At 68.3% G+C, this 15881-nt stretch carries 16 protein-coding genes; 10 read left to right on the top strand and 6 right to left on the bottom strand.

From position 1 onward, the window contains the following. The first annotated feature begins 10 nt into the window (after positions 1-10). The 10 genes from AAHB17_RS14750 (at position 11) to AAHB17_RS14705 (ending at position 9267) form a co-directional block, all read left to right on the top strand. Complete coding sequence (locus AAHB17_RS14750) at positions 11-757, top strand: IclR family transcriptional regulator (RefSeq protein WP_342131386.1); 747 nt, start codon at positions 11-13, stop codon at positions 755-757. Between the two features lie 41 nt (positions 758-798). Further along, positions 799-1542, top strand: a complete 744-nt coding sequence (locus AAHB17_RS14745; RefSeq protein WP_342131385.1) for a transporter substrate-binding domain-containing protein — start codon at positions 799-801, stop codon at positions 1540-1542. Between the two features lie 21 nt (positions 1543-1563). After that, the gene (locus AAHB17_RS14740) at positions 1564-2232 is read left to right on the top strand and encodes an amino acid ABC transporter permease (protein WP_342131384.1); all 669 of its coding nucleotides are present in this window, start codon (positions 1564-1566) and stop codon (positions 2230-2232) included. Further along, entirely contained in the window at positions 2229-3017 is a 789-nt protein-coding gene (locus AAHB17_RS14735; protein ID WP_342131383.1) for an amino acid ABC transporter ATP-binding protein, read from the top strand. Before AAHB17_RS14740 ends, AAHB17_RS14735 begins: the two co-directional genes overlap by 4 nt. A 1-nt stretch (position 3018) precedes the next feature. After that, a complete protein-coding gene (locus tag AAHB17_RS14730; protein WP_446719605.1) occupies positions 3019-3672 on the top strand; it encodes a HutD/Ves family protein in 654 nt (217 codons plus the stop codon). Continuing rightward, complete coding sequence (hutI, locus tag AAHB17_RS14725) at positions 3669-4910, top strand: imidazolonepropionase (protein ID WP_342131382.1); 1242 nt, start codon at positions 3669-3671, stop codon at positions 4908-4910. Before AAHB17_RS14730 ends, hutI begins: the two co-directional genes overlap by 4 nt. Beyond that, positions 4907-6298 carry a formimidoylglutamate deiminase gene (locus AAHB17_RS14720; protein ID WP_342131381.1) on the top strand — a complete coding sequence of 464 codons (1392 nt, stop codon included), beginning with the start codon at positions 4907-4909 and terminating at the stop codon, positions 6296-6298. Before hutI ends, AAHB17_RS14720 begins: the two co-directional genes overlap by 4 nt. A 13-nt stretch (positions 6299-6311) precedes the next feature. Continuing rightward, positions 6312-7124 (top strand): N-formylglutamate deformylase, encoded by an 813-nt coding sequence (gene hutG, locus AAHB17_RS14715; protein ID WP_342131380.1) that lies wholly within the window; start codon positions 6312-6314, stop codon positions 7122-7124. A 118-nt stretch (positions 7125-7242) separates the two neighbouring features. Then, a complete protein-coding gene (locus tag AAHB17_RS14710; protein WP_342131379.1) occupies positions 7243-8520 on the top strand; it encodes a C4-dicarboxylate transporter DctA in 1278 nt (425 codons plus the stop codon). Positions 8521-8565: 45 nt separating this feature from the next. Next, positions 8566-9267, top strand: coding sequence for a GntR family transcriptional regulator (locus AAHB17_RS14705; protein ID WP_342131378.1), 702 nt, complete (start codon positions 8566-8568; stop codon positions 9265-9267). 14 nt (positions 9268-9281) lie between these two features. On the opposite strand, the gene AAHB17_RS14700 is transcribed toward AAHB17_RS14705, so the two are convergent. The 6 genes from AAHB17_RS14700 to AAHB17_RS14675 all read right to left on the bottom strand — a co-directional run bounded on the left by AAHB17_RS14700 (position 9282) and on the right by AAHB17_RS14675 (position 15649). Further along, entirely contained in the window at positions 9282-10037 is a 756-nt protein-coding gene (locus AAHB17_RS14700; RefSeq protein ID WP_342131377.1) for a 5'-methylthioadenosine/adenosylhomocysteine nucleosidase, read from the bottom strand. A 95-nt stretch (positions 10038-10132) separates the two neighbouring features. Continuing rightward, a complete protein-coding gene (locus tag AAHB17_RS14695; RefSeq protein WP_342131376.1) occupies positions 10133-11821 on the bottom strand; it encodes a long-chain-fatty-acid--CoA ligase in 1689 nt (562 codons plus the stop codon). 226 nt (positions 11822-12047) lie between these two features. Then, positions 12048-13472 (bottom strand): NAD(P)(+) transhydrogenase (Re/Si-specific) subunit beta, encoded by a 1425-nt coding sequence (locus tag AAHB17_RS14690; protein WP_342131375.1) that lies wholly within the window; start codon positions 13470-13472, stop codon positions 12048-12050. Beyond that, positions 13469-13792 carry an NAD(P) transhydrogenase subunit alpha gene (locus tag AAHB17_RS14685; protein ID WP_342131374.1) on the bottom strand — a complete coding sequence of 108 codons (324 nt, stop codon included), beginning with the start codon at positions 13790-13792 and terminating at the stop codon, positions 13469-13471. The genes AAHB17_RS14690 and AAHB17_RS14685 overlap by 4 nt, the downstream gene beginning before the upstream one ends. Positions 13793-13803: 11 nt before the next feature. Further along, complete coding sequence (locus AAHB17_RS14680) at positions 13804-14514, bottom strand: hypothetical protein (RefSeq protein WP_342131373.1); 711 nt, start codon at positions 14512-14514, stop codon at positions 13804-13806. A gap of 4 nt (positions 14515-14518) precedes the next feature. Beyond that, complete coding sequence (locus AAHB17_RS14675; RefSeq protein ID WP_342131372.1) at positions 14519-15649, bottom strand: Re/Si-specific NAD(P)(+) transhydrogenase subunit alpha; 1131 nt, start codon at positions 15647-15649, stop codon at positions 14519-14521. Between the last annotated feature and the right edge of the window lie 232 nt (positions 15650-15881).

Below are 15881 nucleotides of genomic sequence, written 5' to 3'. Positions count from 1 at the left end.
TACTGCCGCCATGTTGACGAGCGCATCGCCTTCCGTGGCTGCCACCGACAGGGTCCTTCAGGTCCTGGCGGTGCTGGCGCAGCACGGGCGGGCCATGAGCGCCGCCGAACTGATGCAAAAGACAGGCCTGGCACGCAGCACGCTGTACCGCCAGCTGGCCCGGCTCAAGGACTGGGGCTTCGTCTCCGAGATCGAGGCCAGTTACGCACCCGGTCCGCTGAGCCTGCAGCTGGCCCTGGGTTTCGACCTCGCCTCCAACGTGATGCGTGTGGCCCGGCCCGAGATGGAGGCCTTGTCGCGCCAGTCGCACGAAAGTGTGGGCCTGATCGTGGCGGTCAACGACCGCGCGGTCTGCCTGGACATGGTCGAGAGCCAGCATTCGTTGCGCTGCTCCTTCGAGAAGGGCCGCAGCGTGCCGTTGCGTGCGGGGGCTTCGGCCAAATGTGTGCTGGCCCACCTGCCCGAGGTGCAGCGCCGCGCGGTGCTGGACGTGTTCCACGCCCCCGGCGGCGCCGACTGGCAGGCCGCCGACGCCGAACTGGCCGCCATCCGCCAGGCCGGTTGCGTCACCAGCGCCGGCGAGGTCGATGCGGGCGTCTGGGGCGTGAGCGCGCCGGTGTTCGCCGCGCCCCGGCACGCGGTCGGTGCGATCACGCTGATGGCGCCGATCTCCCGCGTGCAGGACCAGGAACACGCGCTGACTCAGATGACCATCGTGGCCGCCGCGCGCATCTCCCGCCTGCTCAGTCCGCCCTGAATGTTTTCTTCCCTTGTTCCCTCAACCCCTGGAGCTTTCCCATGAACATCCGCCGCCAACTCCTTCTAGCCGCTGCCGCCCTGGGCCTGGGCGCCGCCTCGGTGCACGCACAGGACAACGTGTTGCGCGTGGGCACCGACGCCACCTTCCCGCCGATGGAGTACGTGGACAACGGCAAACGCACCGGCTTCGACATCGAGCTGACCGAGGCGGTGGCCAAGGCCATGGGCAAACAGGTCGAGTGGGTGGACATCGACTTCAAGGGTCTGATCCCCGGCCTGATCTCCAGGCGTTTCGACATCGCCATGTCGGCCATCTACATCACCGACGAGCGCAAGAAGGTGGTGGACTTCTCCGAGCCCTACTACGCCGGCGGCCTGGTGGCCATGGTCAAGGACAACAACACCACGATCAAGAAGCTGGCCGATCTGGACGGCAAGAAGGTCTCGGTGCAGGTAGGCACCAAGTCGGTCGGCTACCTGACCGACAAACACCCCAAGGTCCAGCGCATCGAAGTCGAGAAGAACCAGGAAATGTTCAACCTGGTGGACATCGGCCGCGCCGACGCCGCCGTGACCGGCAAGCCCGCCGCCTACCAGTACGTGCGCACCCGCCCGGGCCTGCGCGTGCTGGAAGAGCAGCTGACCATCGAGGAATACGGCATGGCCCTGCGCAAGGACACGCCCGAACTGACCAAGGCCGTGAACGCCGCGCTGGCCAAGATCAAGGCCGACGGCACCTACGCCGCGCTGACCAAGAAGTGGTTCAGCGCCGCCGCCAAGTAAGCCCCACGGCCACACCCCGCAATGGAACTTGACTTTACACCCGTCTGGGCGGGCTGGACCCAGCTGCTGCAAGGCGCCGTGGTGACGGTGGAGATCACCGCCGTCTCGCTGCTGCTGGGCTGCCTGCTGGGCCTGCTGGTCGGCATCGGGCGCCTGAACCCGGCGCGCAAGCTGGTCTACGGCCTGTGCACCGCCTATGTCGCGGCCATCCGTGGCACGCCGCTGCTGGTGCAGCTCTTCATCCTGTTCTTCGGCCTGCCACAGTTCGGCATCCTGCTGCCCGCCTTCCTGTGTGGCGTGATCGGCCTGGGCATCTACTCGGGCGCCTATGTGTCCGAGATCGTGCGCGGCGCCATCCAGTCCATCGACAAGGGTCAGATGGAGGCGGCACGCTCCATCGGCCTGTCCTCGGGCCAGGCCATGCGCAACGTGATCCTGCCGCAGGCCGTGGTGCGCATGATCCCGCCGCTGGGCAACGAGTTCATCGCACTCATCAAGAACTCGGCCCTGGTCTCGCTGCTGACCATCCACGACCTCATGCACGAGGGTCAGAAGATCATCAGCGTCTCCTACCGTTCGCTGGAGGTCTACCTGGCCATCGCGGTGATGTACTTCGTGCTGACCGGCCTGACCACGCTGGCCCTGCGCAAACTGGAAACCCGCCTGCGGGCCGGAGGAATGGTGCAATGAAAGGCCAACAAGCCAACACGGCGGCAGACACCGCGCCCATCGTCCGCATCCGCGGCCTGCGCAAGGCCTTTGGCGACCACGTGGTGCTGAACGGCATCGACTTCGAGGTGATGCCCTCGCAGGTGGTGGTGGTCATCGGTCCCAGCGGATCGGGCAAGAGCACCTTCCTGCGCTGCTGCAATGGCCTGGAGCAGGCCGAAGGCGGGCGCATCGACATCTGCGGCCGCACCCTGGTGGACGGCGGCCGGATGCTGCCCGACGCCGACCTCAACGCCTTGCGCGAAGAGGTGGGCATGGTGTTCCAGTCCTTCAACCTGTTCCCGCACCTGACGGTGCGGGACAACGTCACGCTGGGCCCGCGCAAGCTGCGTGGCCTGGGCCGCGCCGAGGCCGACGCCGAAGCCGACGTGCTGCTGCGCAAAGTGGGCCTGACCCACAAGGCCGAGGCCATGCCGGCCAGCCTGTCGGGCGGGCAGAAACAGCGCGTGGCGATTGCCCGCGCACTGGCCATGAAGCCGCGCGTGATGCTGTTCGACGAGCCGACCTCGGCGCTGGACCCCGAACTCGTGGGCGAGGTGCTGCAGGTCATGAAGCTGTTGGCCAGCGAGGGCATGACCATGATGGTGGTGACCCACGAAATGGGTTTCGCCAAGGAAGTCGCCGACGTGGTGGTGGTCATGGACGGCGGCGGCATCATCGAATCCGGCCCGCCCGACGTCATCTTCAGCCAGCCCACGCAGGCGCGCACGCGCGAGTTCCTGCAGGCGGTTCTCACGCGCGCATGACATGACCCCCACGCTCATCGCTTCGCGCACCGCTGCCCCGGAGGGGGGCGTCAATGCCTTCGGGCGGCCGGGCGGCACTGACATGACAGTGCACCGCTTCGACCGTGCCACCCTGGCCGCCACACCGTGGAAAAACGGCGGCGGCGTCACGCGCGAGATCGTGTGCCAGCCGCCGGGCGCGGGCATGGACGCCTTCGACTGGCGCGTGAGCATCGCCCACATCGGCAGCGACGGGCCGTTCTCAACCTTTGCCGGCGTGGACCGCGTGATCACCCTGCTCGAGGGCGCGGGCGTGCGGCTGCTGGGCACGGACGGCGCCTTCGACCACCGGCTGGACACGCCGCTGCGACCCTTCGCCTTTGACGGCGAGGCGCCGGTGCTGGGCACGCTGCTGGACGGCGACTGCCACGATTTCAACGTGATGACACGCCGCGCGGCCTGCCGCGCCACGGTGGCGGTCTGCCGTGGCGCCACCACGCTGGCCGCGCCGGCTGGGCTGCTGATGGCGGTGTCAGGCCACTGGCGCGCGGGCGATCAGATGCTGGCGCCGGGCGAGGGCCTGTGGTGGAACCACGGCGCCCAGTCCTGGGCGTTGTCGTGTGAGCAGACAGCCGCGGCCTTGCTGGCCGTGTCCATCCAGGCGGTGAACCCATGAAGCCCTTCGACACCCACGCCAGCGCCGACGGCGTCTGGACGAACCTGCGCCTGGCGCCGGAAGCCCTGGGCGCGGACGCCCCCGCGCTGGACGACGCCGCCATCGTGGTCGCCGGCGGCCAAGTCACGTGGGTCGGCGCACGCGCCGCACTGCCGACCGAACACGCCCACGTCGCCCAGCACGACGGCCGCGACGCCCTCGTCACGCCCGGCCTGGTCGACTGCCACACCCACCTGGTCTACGGCGGCCAGCGCGCCAACGAATTTGCCCTGCGCCTGGCCGGGGCAACCTACGAGGAAGTGGCGCGCGCCGGTGGCGGCATCGTCTCCAGCGTGCGCGCCACGCGTGCGGCCAGCGAGGACGAGCTGTTTGCCCTGGCCGCGCCGCGTCTGCAAGCCCTGCTGCGCGAGGGCGTGTGTGCCATCGAGATCAAGTCGGGCTACGGCCTCTCGCTCGAACACGAGCGTGCCCAACTGCGTGTGGCGCGTCGCCTGGGCGAGGCATTTGGCGTGACGGTGCGAACCACCTTCCTGGGCGCCCACGCGCTGCCGCCCGAATACGCGGGCCGCAGCCAGGTCTACATCGACCTGGTGTGCCAGGACATGCTGCCGGCGCTGGCGGCCGAAGGCCTGGTCGACGCGGTGGACGTGTTCTGCGAGACCATCGGCTTTTCGCTGGCCGAGACCGAACAGGTGTTCCGCGCCGCGCAAGTCCTGGGCTTGCCGGTCAAGCTGCACGCGGAGCAGCTGTCGGACATGGGTGGCTCGGCGCTGGCAGCGCGTCATGGCGCGCTGTCGTGCGACCACATCGAACACCTGAGCGCCGAGGGCATCGCCGCCATGCGGGCCGCCGGCAGCGTGGCCGTGCTGCTGCCCGGCGCCTATTACTTCCTGCGCGACACCCACCTGCCGCCCATCCAGGCCTTGCGCGAGGCCGGCGTGCCCATGGCCGTGTCCACCGACCACAACCCCGGCACCTCGCCGGCCCTGAGCCTGCTGCTCATGCTCAACATGGCTTGCACCCTGTTCCGCCTGACCGTGCCCGAGGCCGTGGCCGGCGTCACGCGCCACGCCGCGCGCGCGCTGGGTCTGCAGACCAGCCACGGGCAGATCGCGCCGGGCCAGCCCGCCAACTTCGTCCTGTGGCCGCTGCAGGCCGTGGCCGAACTCGCCTACTGGCTGGGCCAACACCCCCAACCCACCGTGGTGCGGCAGGGCCGCATCGCCCAACGCCCATGACCCAGACCCTGTTCGCCGACCACGCGCTGCTGCCCACGGGCTGGGCGCGCGATGTGCTGCTGCAATGGAACGCCGCCGGCCAGCTCAGCACCGTCGCGCCAGACAGCACCGCGCCCGCCGGCACCCCACGCGCTGCCGGCCCGGTGCTGCCCGGCCTGCCCAACCTGCACTCGCACGCGTTCCAACGCGCCATGGGCGGCCTGACCGAATACCGCGGAGCCGCGCAGGACAGCTTCTGGAGCTGGCGCGAGCTGATGTACCGCTTCGCCGGTGCCATCACACCCAAGCAGCTGGAAGCCATCGCCACAGGGCTCTATGTGGAGATGCTGGAGGCCGGCTACACCAGCGTGTGCGAGTTTCACTACGTGCACCACGACCTGGACGGCAGGCCCTACGCCGACGACCGCGAGCTGTCGCTGTGCCTGCTGCGCGCCGCGCAGGCCACCGGCATCGGTCTGACGCTGCTGCCGGTGCTCTACCAGACCAGCGGCTTTGGCGGCACGCCGCCGAATGACGGGCAAAAACGTTTCATCCGCCGCACCGACAACATGCTGGCGCTGCTGCAGTCGCTCAAGCCTTTGTGCGACGCCCAGGGCGCGCGCCTGGGCCTGGCGCCGCATTCGCTGCGCGCGGTGCCGCCCGAGGCGCTGCGCGAAGCGGTGGCCGGCCTGGCGTCGCTGGACGCCACCGCGCCCATCCACATCCACATCGCCGAGCAGACCGGCGAGGTCGAGGCCTGCCAGCGCTGGAGCGGCCAACGCCCGGTGCAGTGGCTGCTCAATCACCTGCCGGTGGATGCCCGTTGGTGCCTGGTGCACGCCACCCACATGGATGCCGACGAGTACCGGCGCGCGGCCCACAGCGGCGCCGTGGCCGGCCTGTGCCCCACCACCGAAGCGAATCTGGGCGATGGCATTTTCGACATGGCGCAGTGGCGTGGCGCCGGTGGCCGCTGGGGGGTGGGCTCCGACAGCCACGCCACGGTGAATGCGGCCGAAGAACTCCAGTTGCTCGAATACAGCCAGCGCCTGGCCACCCGCCAACGCAACGTGCTGGCCGACGACGCCCAGCGCCACGTGGCCACCGCCATGACGCTCCATGCCGTGGCCGGCGGCGCCCAGGCCAGCGGCCGCGCCGTGGCGGGCCTGGCGGTGGGCCAGCAGGCCGACCTGGTGCTGCTGGACGCCAGCCACCCGCTGCTGCAAGGTCTGCCCAGCCCCGACGCCATGTTGTCGGCCCACGTCTTCGCCAGCCACCGGCGGTCGGCCATCGCCGAGGTCTGGACCGGTGGCCAGCGGCGGGTGTTGGGTGGTCGCCATGCGCTGGGCAACCGCGCCTGGCAGGGCCTGGTCGATGCCCGCCGCTCGCTTGCGGCCCCCGCCCACTGACACCACACAAGCCATGAACCCACCCACCGTGCCCCCTTTCGTGTTCCACGCCGGCACCGCGCCGCTGCTGCTGTCCATCCCCCACATGGGCACCCACGTGCCGGCCGACATCGCCGCGCGCCTGACCGACGCGGCGCGTCGTGTGCCCGACACCGACTGGCACCTGGACCGCCTCTATGCGTTCGCGCGCGACCTGGGCGCCTCGGTGCTGATGGCCACCCACTCGCGTTATGTGGTGGACCTGAACCGCCCGCCCGACAACGCCAACCTCTACCCGGGCCAGAACACCACCGGCTTGTGCCCGCTGGACACCTTCGACTCGGAGCCGCTCTATAAAGCCGGCCAGGCACCCGACGACGCGGAGATCGCGCAGCGCCGCGAGACGTGGTGGCGCCCTTATCACGCGCAGCTGCGGGCCGAACTCGACCGCATACGCGCCCAGCACGGCGTGGCGGTGTTGTGGGACGCCCATTCCATCCGGTCGGAAGTGCCGCGCTTCTTTGAGGGCCGGCTGCCCGACTTCAACCTCGGCACCGCCGACGGTGCCAGCTGCGACCCCGCGCTGGCGCAGACGCTGCTGGACATCGCCCGCACGGCCGAAGGCCACACGGCGGTGCTCAATGGCCGCTTCAAGGGCGGGCACATCACCCGCCATTACGGCCAGCCGCAGCAGCACATCCACGCCGTGCAGCTGGAGCAGACCCAGCGCAGCTACATGCACGAGGCCTGGCCCTTCGACTACGCCGAGGAACGCGCGGCCCGGGTGCAGCCCACGCTGGCGCGCATGCTGCAGGCCGCGCTGGATTTCGCCCAGCAGCAGCGCTGAACGGGCGCGCCGACCGCTGGCGCGCCGCCCCCTAGGGTAATCCCTGAACCGCTCGGGGCATTTCTTGCCTACATTCTTGCATACAAGATTTGTATGTTTGATTTGTCCAGGAGAAATCATGCCGAAGTTTCTGAAGTCCCTGTTTGGCCAGGTGCTCCTGGCCTTGTTGCTCGGCGTGCTGCTGGGTTTTGTCTGGCCCGAGTTCGCGGTCAAGCTCAAGCCCCTGGGCGACGGCTTCATCAAGCTCATCAAGATGATCATCCCGGTGCTGGTGTTCTGCGTGGTGGTGCACGGCATCGCCGGCGCCGGTGACCTCCGGCGCGTGGGCCGGGTCGGCGTCAAGGCGCTGATCTACTTTGAGGTGGTGACCACCGTCGCCCTGCTGCTGGGCCTGGTGCTGGCCTTCTGGTTCCAGCCCGGGGTGGGCATGAACGTGGACCCGGCGGCGCTGGACGCCAAGGCCATGAGCGCCTACGCCGACAACGCCAGCAAGCTCACCGGCGGCGGCACGGTGGAGTTCCTGATGAAACTCATCCCCACCACCGTGGTGGCGGCCTTTGCCACCGGCGATGTGCTGCAGGTGCTGCTGTTCGCGGTGCTGTTCGGCTGCGCGCTGGCCATGCTGGGTGAACGCGGCGCGCCGGTGGCCGACTTCATCGACACGCTCTCGCACGTGCTGTTCAAGACCATGGGCATCATCATCAAGCTGGCGCCGCTGGGTGTGCTGGGCGCCATCGCCTTCACCGTCGGCAAGTACGGCCTGGGTTCGCTCAAGCAGCTGGGCATGCTGGTGGTGCTGTTCTACGTGGCGGTGATCTTCTTCGTCTTTGGCGTGCTGGGCCTGATCATGCGCCTGGCCGGTTTCAGCATCTTCAAGCTGCTGCGCTACCTGCGAGAGGAGCTGGCCGTGGTCTTCGCCACCACCTCGTCCGACAGCGTGCTGCCGCAGATCATGGCCAAGCTGCGCGGCATGGGCATCAAGGACTCGACCGTGGGCCTGGTCATTCCCACCGGCTACTCCTTCAACCTCGACGCCTTCTCGATCTACATCACCCTGGCGGCCGTGTTCATCGCCCAGGCCACCAACACGCCGATCTCCATGACGGACCTGCTGACCATCCTGGCGATCTCGCTGGTCACGTCCAAGGGCGCCCACGGGGTGCCAGGGTCGGCCATCGTGGTGCTGGCGGCCACGCTGCAGGCCATCCCGGCGATCCCCGCCATCGGCCTGGTGCTGGTCCTGTCCATCGACTGGTTCATGGGCATCGCCCGCGCCCTGGGCAACCTGATCGGCAACTGCGTGGCCACGGTGGTGGTGGCGGCCTGGGAAGGCGACATCGACCGCGCCCAGGCCCATGCGGTGCTGGACGGTCGCGTGCGCCCGACGCTCGATTGAGGGATTCCCGGCCTGGGCCAACACAGGGGTTAAAGTCCGACGCTCATGACCACCCAGAGTGAAATCGCCCAACGCGTTGTCGAATCCATCCTGGCCCAGCAGCTCGCGCCCGGCGAGCGCCTGGGGGAGCAGGAACTGGCCGACCTGTTCCACGTCAGCCGCACCATGGTGCGCGAGGCCCTGATGCAGCTGCAGGCCCGGGGCTTCGTGGAGGTGCGCCCGCGCCGCGGCTGGTATGTGGTGGAGCCTTCGGTGGAGGACGCACGCGACGCCTTCGCCGCCCGGCGCATCGTCGAGGCCGGCATCCTGAGCCAGACCGGCGAGGCCCCGGCCGAGGGCCGTTCGCTGCAATCGGTGGCGCTGGCGCTGCGCCGCCACATCGACCAGGAACGGCAGGCGATCCAGGGCGACAACGCCGCCACGCGCGCCTTCATGCTGGCCGACTTCCACGTCTGCATGGCCGAGAACCTGGGCCACCGCCTGCTCTGCGGCGTACTGCGCGACCTCACGGCCCGCACCACGCTGGCGGCCACGCTCTACCAGTCCACCCACGACGCGCGCCAGTCGTGCGACGAACACGCCGCCATCGTCGAGGCGCTGGAAGCAGGCGACCTGGTGCTGGCGCGCCAGCGCATGCTGGACCACATCGGCCACGTGGAGAACGCCCTCAGCGCCGAGGTGCCCACACGCGAGGGCCGGCTGCAGCAGGCCCTGACGCCGGTATCGGCCGCGCGCAAGGCGCGCTGAGCCTCAGAACCTGTTCACAGCAGGTTGAGGGTCCTGCGGATGATGCGCGCGCTGTAGTGCCGCGCCACCTGGTCGAGGAAACGCGGGAAGTCCACGTGGGCTTCGTTGTCTGCGCGGTCGGAGATGGTCCGCACCGCCCCAAAGCCGACGCCAAAATCACGACAGACCTGGGCCACGGCGGCGCTCTCCATGTCCACCGCCAGCGCCTCGGGCACGGCCTGGCGCAAGGCCGCACTTTCGGCGTCGGTGGACACGAAACGGTCGCCGCTGACGATCAGCCCGCGGTGCACCGCAGGCCGGTGCAGGCCCAGGGTGGCCAGCGTGGTCGCGTCGAGCAGCTTGGGCAGCCAGGTGACGGCATCCTCGGCGGCCTCCTGCAGCACCTGGGCCAGCACGGCGTCGGCGGGCAGCCGGGTGACGCCCTGGCCCGGCAGCTCGAAACGCGGGAACATGGGCGAGGCGTCCATGTCGTGCTGGATGAAACCGCCGCCCACGACCACGTCGCCCACCTCGACGCCCGGTGCCAGGCCGCCGGCCACACCGGTGAAGACGACTTGTCCGGCCTGGAAGCGGTCGATCAGCAGCGCGGTGGTGGCCGCCGCCGCCACCTTGCCCATGCCGCTGAGCACCAGCACCACGTCGTGGCCATGCAGGTGGCCGGTCCAGAAGGTGCGCCCGCCCACGCGGCGCTTGTGTTCGTCGGGCATCAGCGCCAGCACCTCGGCCAGCTCGGCGTGCAGGGCGCTGACGATGGCAATGCGTTGTGCCATGGCGATACTCCAAAAAAAACCGCCTCGGCCAAGGGGCCGCAGGCGGTTGAATTGTGCGCCGAAAGCGAGCGGATGGGCCGCTTCGTCCGCGCGCCTTATTTCTTGTCGCGCAGCTCGCGGCGCAGGATCTTGCCCACCGGGGTCTTGGGCAGTTCGGTGCGGAACTCGATCACCTTGGGCTGCTTGTAGCCGGTCAGGTTGGCCTTGCAGAACTCACGCACCATGCCCTCGGTCAGCGCCTCGTGCTTCTTGACGATGACCAGCTTGACCGCCTCGCCCGACTTGTCGTCGGGCACGCCCACCACAGCGCACTCCAGCACGCCTTCGAGCTTGGCGACCACGTCCTCGACCTCGTTGGGGTAGACGTTGAAGCCGCTGACCAGCACCATGTCCTTCTTTCGGTCGACGATCTTGAAGTAGCCACGGGCATCCATCACGCCGACATCGCCGGTCTTGAAGTAGCCGTCGGCCGTCATGACCTTGGCGGTCTCGTCGGGGCGCTGCCAGTAGCCGGCCATGACCTGCGGGCCCTTGATCGCGATCTCACCGGGCTGGCCCATGGGAACGTCGTGGCCCTCGTCGTCCAGGCATTTCATGGAGGTGCCGGGAATGGGCACGCCGATGGTGCCGGTGTATTCGGTGCTGGTGACCGGGTTGCAGCTGGCCGAGGGGCTGGTCTCGGACAGGCCGTAGCCTTCGCAGATGGGGCAGCCGGTCTTCTCCAGCCAGAGCTTGGCCACCGCGCCCTGCACCGCCATGCCGCCGCCCAGCGAGACCTTGAGGTTGCGCCAGTTGACGGTGTTGAAGTCGGGGTGGTTGGCCAGGCCGTTGAACAGGGTGTTGACCGCAGGGAAGCTGTGGAAGGTGTGCTTGGACAGCTCCTTGAGCACGGCGGGCAGGTCGCGCGGGTTGGGGATGAGCAGCACCTTGCCGCCGTTGCGCATGCTCAGCATCATGCAGACGGTGAAGGCGAAGATGTGGTACAGCGGCAGGGCGCACACGGTGGTGATCTGCTCGTTGCTCGGCACCTTCTGGATCACTGGGCTGTTCCAGGCCTCGGACTGCAGCACATTGGCGATGACGTTGCGGTGCAGCAGCACCGCGCCCTTGCTCACGCCGGTGGTGCCGCCGGTGTACTGCAGCACCGCCACGTCGTCCGGCTTGATCTCGGGGCGCTTGAGTTCACCGCGTGTGCCCTTGGCGACGGCCTCGTTGAAGCGCACCGCCTGGGGCAGGCTGTAGGCCGGCACCATCTTCTTGACGTTGCGCACCACGTAGTTGACCAGCGCGCCCTTGAGCAGGCCCAGCATGTCGCCCATGGCGCACAGGACCACGTGCTTGACCGGCGTGTTGGCGATGCACTGTTCCAGCGTGCCGGCGAAGTTCTCGATGATGACGATGGCCTTGGAGCCGGAGTCCTTGAGCTGGTGCTCCAGCTCGCGCGGGGTGTAGAGCGGATTGACGTTGACGACCACGAAGCCGGCGCGCAAGACCGCCGCCACCACCACCGGGTACTGCGGCACGTTGGGCATCATGATGGCCACGCGGTCGCCCTTCACCAGGCCCAGGCCCTGCAGGTAGGCACCGAAGGCGACGGACAGGCTGTCGGTCTGGGCGTAGCTGAAGTCCTTGCCCATGAAATGGTAGGCCGTGCGGGCGGCGTACTTCTGGAAGCTCTCCTCCATCAGCGCCACCAGCGACGCGTAATGCGACACGTCGATATCGCTGGGCACACCCGCGGGATAGGCGGACAGCCAGGGGCGTTCTTGGGTCGAGGTGGCCATGAAGTCTCCGTGAGTTTCTTGAGGATCGGGCGGCCACACCAGCAGGTGCGGCGGACGCGGCATTGCGCACCGATTGTGCCCCGTCAGCCCGACGTCAGGCTTCGTGTTTTTCCCTGACGCGGGCTGGGGTTGGGACTCTAAAAAGCGACAACGCCGGGCGCTGTGGTGGACGGCCGGCGTTGACGGTGCGACAACACACAAGACAGGGGGGCCACCGGCCCCACCGTCACTCCACGGCCTTGACCATGTCCTCGACCACCTTCTTGGCGTCGCCGAAGACCATCATGGTCTTGTCCATGTAGAACAGTTCGTTGTCCAGGCCCGCGTAGCCGGCCGCCATGGAGCGCTTGTTGACGATGATGGTCTTGGCCTTGTAGGCCTCCAGGATGGGCATGCCGTAGATCGGGCTGCCCTTGATCATCGCCGCCGGGTTCACCACGTCGTTGGCGCCCAGGATGATGGCCACGTCGGCCTGGCCGAACTCGCCATTGATGTCCTCCATCTCGAACACCTGGTCGTAGGGCACCTCGGCCTCGGCCAGCAGCACGTTCATGTGCCCCGGCATGCGCCCGGCCACCGGGTGGATGGCGTACTTCACCGTGATGCCCTTCTCGGTCAGCTTGTGCGCCAGCTCCTTCACCGCGTGCTGGGCGCGCGCCACCGCCAGGCCGTAGCCGGGCACGATGACCACGGTCTCGGCGTTGCCCAGGATGAAGGCGGCGTCGTCCGCGCTGCCGCTCTTGGCCGTGCGCTGCACGCCGCCGCCGGCCGCGGCCGCCGAGGTGGCGTCGCCACCGAAGCCGCCGAGGATGACGTTGAAGAAGGAGCGGTTCATGGCCTTGCACATGATGTAGCTCAGGATGGCACCCGACGAGCCCACCAGCGAGCCGGCGATGATCAACATGCTGTTGTTCAGGCTGAAGCCGATGCCGGCGGCCGCCCAGCCCGAGTAGCTGTTGAGCATGGACACCACCACCGGCATGTCGGCGCCGCCGATGGGGATGATGATGAGCACGCCCAGCACGAAGGACAGGGCGATCATGGCGAAGAAGGCGGTCCAGTTCTCGGTCAGCGCGAACGCCAGGCCCAGGCCCAGGGTGCTCAGGCCCAGCACCAGGTTGAGCATGTGCTGGCCGCCGAAGGTCACCGGCGCGCCCTGGAACAGGCGGAACTTGTACTTGCCCGAGAGCTTGCCGAAAGCGATGACCGAGCCGCTGAAGGTGATGGCGCCAATGGCCGCGCCCAGGAAGAGCTCGATCTTGTTGCCAAAGGGAATCAGCGCGCCCTTGGGCGAAATGCCAAAGGCCCAGGGCTCGGCCACGGCGGCTACGGCGATGAACACTGCGGCCAGGCCGATCATGCTGTGCATGAAGGCCACCAGCTCGGGCATCTTGGTCATCTCGACCTTGTTGGCCATGTAGGCGCCCAGCCCGCCGCCCAGCACCAGGCCCAGCAGCACCCAGCTCAGGCCCGAGGCAGAACCCGCCAATTGCACGATGAGCGCGGCGGTGGTCAGCACGGCGATGGCCATGCCGCTCATGCCGAAGACGTTGCCGCGGATGGAGGTGGTGGGGTGGCTCAGGCCTTTGAGCGCCTGGATGAAGCAGATCGAGGCGATCAGGTACAGCAATACAACCAAATTCATGCTCATGCTGCGTCTCCCTTGGCCACAGGTGCCTTGCGTTCCTTCTTCTTGAACATCTCCAGCATGCGCCGGGTGACGAGGAAGCCGCCGAAGACGTTGACCGCGGCCAGGGCCACGGCCAATACGCCCATGGTCTTGCCCAGCGTGGTTTCAGTGAGTGCGGCGGCCAGCATGGCACCGACGATGACGATGGCCGAGATGGCGTTGGTCACGGCCATCAGCGGCGTGTGCAGCGCCGGGGTCACGGTCCAGACCACGTGGTAGCCGACGTAGATCGCCAGCACGAAGATGATCAGGTTGATCAGGGTGGGGGATACGGCATCCATCGGGTCAGCCCTCAATGTTGGTTGATCGGGAAAGGAAAAGGCGGCAGGGCCAGGTGGCCGTCGAACATGCGGGTGCTCAGGCGCACCGACTCGGCCACGCGATCGATCCAGTCCTGCGTGGGCAGTCCGGCGCGCAGGAATTCGTCGTTGCTGTGGGTGGCCGGCCGCACCAGCCGCTGCACGGCCAGCACGTCCAGCGCGACGTAATCGCCCCAGGTGGTGGTGAGCACGTGGTTGAGGTGCGCGTAGGTGCCCTTGAACTGGACACCCTGCTGGGCGGTCCACTGCGCCAGGTCGGGGCGGTTCTTGGCCAGCCAATCGTTGAACTCGGCCGCACGCCGGTAGCGCAGGCAGTCGATGCGGGCGGCGCTGGAACCCGCCGCGTCCTGCACCCAAACGTCGCGCGTGGCGGGGCAGGCGCGGGTCCATGGGGTGGTGTTGCGGCCCACATCGGCCACGTGCAGCAGGGCCACGGCCAGCCAGGCACCGTCGTCGCCCCGCAGCGCCCAGGCCCGCGTGGTCAGCGGTGCCGACGCGCCGTCGACCGTGGCCGGCAGGCGGAAGGCCGCTTGTGCCGGCAACTCCGTCCATTGGCCTGGCGGCAGCGCGACCTTGTAACGGCCAACTTCCGACCGGCTGGCATCGGGCACCGCGCAGGCCGACAGCCACAGGGCGGCACCCAGCGCGGCGCACCAGCGGGCAGGGCGCCACCAGGCAGGCATGGGATCACGCACGCTTGACCTGCCCACCTTGCGCCATCAGGCAGGCAACGACGATGTCGTCGTCCATGGGCACGTGCAGCGCGCCTTCCTTGGTGATGACGAGCTTGAGGAAGTCCAGCACATTGCGCGCGTACAGCGCGCTCGCATCGGCCGCCACCAGCGCGGCCAGGTTGGTCTCGCCGATCAGCGTCACGCCGTGTTTGACCACGGTCTGGTCGGTCTCCGTCAGCGGGCAGTTGCCCCCCACGCCGTTCGCGCCCCGCCCGGCGGCGATGTCCACGATCACCGAGCCGGGTTTCATGCTCTTGACCATCTCCTCGGTGATCAGCACCGGCGCCGGGCGCCCCGGGATCAGCGCGGTGGAGATCACCACGTCGGCCTGCGCCACGCGCTTGGCCACCTCGGCCTTCTGGCGCTCCAGCCAGCTCGGCGGCATGGGGCGCGCGTAGCCGCCCACGCCTTCCGCGGCTTCCTTTTCCTCGGCGGTTTCATACGGCACGTCGATGAACTTGGCGCCCAGCGACTCGACCTGCTCCTTCACGCTGGGGCGCACGTCGCTGGCCTCGATCACCGCGCCCAGGCGCTTGGCGGTGGCGATGGCCTGCAGCCCCGCCACGCCCACGCCCAATATCACCACGCGCGCGGCCTTCACGGTACCGGCGGCGGTCATCAGCATAGGGAAGAAGCGCTGGTATTTGTCGGCCGCCATCATCACGGCCTTGTAGCCAGCGATGTTGGCCTGGCTGGACAACACGTCCATGCTCTGCGCACGGGTGGTGCGCGGCGCGGCTTCCAGCGCGTAGGCGGTCAGGCCGGCCGCGGCCATGGCGGCCAGACCGGCGGCATCGAAAGGGTTGAGCATGCCCACCAGAGTGGTGCCGGGCTTCATCAGACCCAGCTCGGCTGCGGACGGCGCGCGCACCTTGAGCACCAGTTCACAGCCCAAGGCGCCGGCGGCGTCGGTGATCTCGGCCCCCGCGGCTTCGAAGGCCGCGTCGGTGGCACTGGCCGGGACACCCGCGCCCGATTGAACACGCAGCGTGTGGCCTTGGGCCTTGAGCTTCTTGACGGTTTCGGGCGTGACGGCAACACGCGTCTCGCCTGCGGCCGTCTCGGCCGGTATGCCTATGAGCATGTGTCTCCTCCGGTTGGACTGTTGAACCCGAATGCTACCTGACTCACCAGCGCCTCCGCTGCGGCGCCCCAGACCGCCGCCACCGGCAGGCCGCTCCCTGAATCTCGCAAAAGTCAGAAGGCCTGCAAACGCGCCGACAAATGGTCAAAAAAAGTCCCCGGAATTTTGCAATCGTTGACCATCTTCCCCCCACAAAATGGGCGATAACGTTAAAATTTCCTGATCTGCGCTG

This window comes from Hydrogenophaga sp. OTU3427 (assembly GCF_038440225.1).
Taxonomy (GTDB): Bacteria; Pseudomonadota; Gammaproteobacteria; order Burkholderiales; family Burkholderiaceae_C; genus Hydrogenophaga.
This window is presented reverse-complemented; position numbering and strand designations above follow the sequence as displayed.

Excerpts from the sequence above, each read along its gene's own strand:
- AAHB17_RS14720 (WP_342131381.1), top strand. The coding sequence starts at position 4,907 with ATGACCCAGACCCTGTTCGCCGACCACGCGCTGCTGCCCACGGGCTGG.
- AAHB17_RS14745 (WP_342131385.1), top strand. The coding sequence starts at position 799 with ATGAACATCCGCCGCCAACTCCTTCTAGCCGCTGCCGCCCTGGGCCTG.
- AAHB17_RS14705 (WP_342131378.1), top strand. The coding sequence starts at position 8,566 with ATGACCACCCAGAGTGAAATCGCCCAACGCGTTGTCGAATCCATCCTG.
- AAHB17_RS14685 (WP_342131374.1), bottom strand. The coding sequence starts at position 13,792 with ATGGATGCCGTATCCCCCACCCTGATCAACCTGATCATCTTCGTGCTG.
- AAHB17_RS14680 (WP_342131373.1), bottom strand. The coding sequence starts at position 14,514 with ATGCCTGCCTGGTGGCGCCCTGCCCGCTGGTGCGCCGCGCTGGGTGCC.
- AAHB17_RS14730 (WP_446719605.1), top strand. The coding sequence starts at position 3,019 with ATGACCCCCACGCTCATCGCTTCGCGCACCGCTGCCCCGGAGGGGGGC.
- AAHB17_RS14740 (WP_342131384.1), top strand. The coding sequence starts at position 1,564 with ATGGAACTTGACTTTACACCCGTCTGGGCGGGCTGGACCCAGCTGCTG.
- AAHB17_RS14750 (WP_342131386.1), top strand. The coding sequence starts at position 11 with ATGTTGACGAGCGCATCGCCTTCCGTGGCTGCCACCGACAGGGTCCTT.
- AAHB17_RS14695 (WP_342131376.1), bottom strand. The coding sequence starts at position 11,821 with ATGGCCACCTCGACCCAAGAACGCCCCTGGCTGTCCGCCTATCCCGCG.
- hutG (WP_342131380.1), top strand. The coding sequence starts at position 6,312 with ATGAACCCACCCACCGTGCCCCCTTTCGTGTTCCACGCCGGCACCGCG.
- AAHB17_RS14690 (WP_342131375.1), bottom strand. The coding sequence starts at position 13,472 with ATGAGCATGAATTTGGTTGTATTGCTGTACCTGATCGCCTCGATCTGC.
- AAHB17_RS14735 (WP_342131383.1), top strand. The coding sequence starts at position 2,229 with ATGAAAGGCCAACAAGCCAACACGGCGGCAGACACCGCGCCCATCGTC.
- AAHB17_RS14700 (WP_342131377.1), bottom strand. The coding sequence starts at position 10,037 with ATGGCACAACGCATTGCCATCGTCAGCGCCCTGCACGCCGAGCTGGCC.
- AAHB17_RS14675 (WP_342131372.1), bottom strand. The coding sequence starts at position 15,649 with ATGCTCATAGGCATACCGGCCGAGACGGCCGCAGGCGAGACGCGTGTT.
- AAHB17_RS14710 (WP_342131379.1), top strand. The coding sequence starts at position 7,243 with ATGCCGAAGTTTCTGAAGTCCCTGTTTGGCCAGGTGCTCCTGGCCTTG.
- hutI (WP_342131382.1), top strand. The coding sequence starts at position 3,669 with ATGAAGCCCTTCGACACCCACGCCAGCGCCGACGGCGTCTGGACGAAC.